This is a genomic window from Bacteroides intestinalis (assembly GCF_003464595.1).
In the GTDB taxonomy this organism is placed as follows: domain Bacteria; phylum Bacteroidota; class Bacteroidia; order Bacteroidales; family Bacteroidaceae; genus Bacteroides; species Bacteroides intestinalis_A.
The window spans coordinates 1-2782 of record NZ_QRZF01000054.1 but is presented as its reverse complement, the minus strand read 5'-3'; the positions used below and the strand labels follow the sequence as shown (position 1 = coordinate 2782).

The window sequence follows — 2782 nt, the reverse complement described above, 5'->3', positions numbered from 1 at the left end:
CCCCCCCCGCCCCCAAAGGGGGAGCGACCAAACGGCAACTTCACTCAATGGAGTGTTACGCCGTTCGGGTTCGGAAGAAATTTTGCAGGGTTCGAAAAACGGTTGTGTGCTTATTCGAAAAAAAGTTTATGGTGTGGGCGCTCGTCGGGACGGGTGGTCCCGCCCCTTGCCGCTGGGCGCTCCCCGACCGATGATTTTTTAAGTAGTTGATTATATGCCGTTTTTAGGGTATAATAAGAACTTAAGAAATAGAATAAGTTAAGTAGTTGATACTCAATATAGGGTATTTTCCATATTGGAAAATCAGATTTTCCATATTAGAAAGTCACTCTTTCCTATTGGATGTTAAAAAGGAAAATATATTTTGCTTTTTTATTGTATTAATGGAAATTTAAATATTCCTTTGTGGAAAATCAAATTATACTTTTTCACCGATATATAGAAAGTCAAATTTGCCTAAATAGAATGTTTATGGAAAATAAGAAAGTACTCAAATTAACCGATTTTCAAAAAAACGAAGAAAACCCCTTTATGAAACAAGCAATTGAAGGGATTGAAAATCACGTTGTTAAGAAATACAAAAGTAGTACGGGAAGTGATAAAAAAGCTGTAGTTGCTGTTGCTGATACAGATACAGGAGAAGTATTCAAAACCTCGTTTATCCGACAAATAGAAGTAGATGAAGAGCAATTTGCAAAACTATACCTTGCGAATTTTGCCGCTTTTTTCAATCTATCACAATCAGCTATTCGGGTTTTCGGGTATATTCTAACTTGCATGAAGCCTAAGAATGATATGATAATTTTCGATAGGCGAAAATGCTTAGAATACACCCAATACAAATCAGACAAAGCCATATACAAAGGATTGGCAGAGCTCGTACAAAGTGAAATCATAGCAAGAGGTCCAAACGAATATAATTGGTTCATTAATCCGTTGATTGTCTTTAATGGGGATAGGGTTTCATTTACAAAAACATACGTTCGGAAAAAGACTTTAGCTGCCCAAAAGAAAGAAGAAGCAGAGAAACGACAGTTATCACTTGGTTTTGATGAACTGTAACACTCCATTGAGTGAAGCTGCCGTTTGGTCGCTCCCCCTTTGGGGGCGGGGGGGGATAGATAAAGTTCCTCTATGTAAAGTTATAATGGGGGATGAAAGGCAAGGTTCGCTAACCTTACCCCGATTGTTTATGCTTCCCAGCATTCAATCTATCCCCGTTTATGGGTTTCTCTTTCACCCTACAAAGATAACCTCATGGGGGAAAAATGTCCAAGAATATGGGGTAAAAACTATCAAGTCGGTAGAAAATAAGTATCTTTGAAGTACATTTTTAGTAGAGGTACTGGTATGCCTAGACGAAGCAGATAGGCAAAAATAAAGCCGCTGGGGATGTCGGATGTCCGTCAATTAACTCCAGCGGCTTGTATTTTGGTAACTCTCCCGTATCGGTCAGCTACCGTTTGGTCAGCAACAAAGGTAGTACTTTATTGTCGCAAATCCAAATGTTTTCCCCTTTATTTGTGCATTTACAAAACATTCACTAACTTCGCACCTATGCAGTATGGTGATAGCACACTAGCACCCTAAAGGGTACGTGTGTAAGGGGACAAGCCCCCTTAACCCCCTGTCAGCCGGCTGTCACCGGCTGTTATCGATTGTCACAAAAATGTTAACTTATGGGAGCAACAAGTATTCATGTACAAGCAGTGAAGCCGGGGAGCGAGATTCACAACTTTAGGGAAAAAGAGTTGGACTATGTTCGTCCGGAACTTAGTCATTTGAATGAAAGCTGGGTTGGAGATAGCATCTCCCATCGGCTGGAGAGTGCGAAACAGAGATATTTCGATACGGTTGGGCAGAAGATGCAGACTAAAGCAGCACCCATACGGGAGGGGGTAATAGTAATCAAGCAAGAAACCACCATGCAGGAACTCCAGCAATTCGCTGCGGTCTGCAAGGAACGTTTCGGTATTGAAGCGTTTCAAATCCATATACACAAGGACGAAGGATACATGAACGCAAAGCAATGGACACCTAACCTTCACGCCCATGTAGTTTTCGATTGGACGCAGCCGAACGGGAAGAGTGTGCGTTTATCGCGTGATGACATGGCAGAACTCCAAACCATAGCATCTGAAGCACTGGGCATGGAACGTGGTGTTTCTTCTGATCGCAAACACTTATCGGCTATGCAGTACAAGACCGAATGTGCGAAAGAACAGCTTCAGGAACTATCCAACGATATATCCAGTGCGTTAGACAAGCACAAGGACGTGCAAAACCAGCTTCTTCAGCTTCAGAAAGAACTACGTTCCATTGAAACAAAGAAAAACGTCCAAAAACTCATTTCTAAGGCTTCAGAGAAGTTTTACGGCTTGATAGGGACAACGGTTAACGATAGGGAAAAAGATGCCTTAAAAGCCAAAATAAAGGCTTTAGAGGGGGAAAATGAACAGCTATCCGATAGACTGGGAAAGGCTATACTTGAAAAAGAGCGAAACGGCACAAAGGTATTCAAAGCCGAGAACGACAAGGAGTATTATAGACAGCAAATGGACAATGCAAGGACAACCAGTAACCGACTAAGAACGGAGAACCAAGAACTAAAGACCGAAACCAAGGAATTGAAAAAAGAACTTGGTAAGATGAAAGACTTGTTCAATTCCGAACAACTGGAGGCTTTAAGGCATCATTTCCCAAACATATCAAAAGCTATGGAAGAGGGGAAAGACCTACTCAAGCAAATCACCAGAAGCAGAGGTTTCGGCATGGGTATGTA

2 protein-coding genes are annotated in these 2782 nt (G+C 41.6%); both read left to right on the top strand.

All coding sequences use genetic code 11. The features are described from left to right. Window positions 1-471 precede the first annotated feature (471 nt). Window positions 472-1062, top strand: coding sequence for a hypothetical protein (locus DWW10_RS25765; RefSeq protein ID WP_008670455.1), 591 nt, complete (start codon window positions 472-474; stop codon window positions 1060-1062). 617 nt (window positions 1063-1679) lie between these two features. Next, on the top strand, window positions 1680-2782 hold a 1103-nt coding region (locus DWW10_RS25750), incomplete at its 3' end, for a plasmid recombination protein (protein ID WP_117811889.1).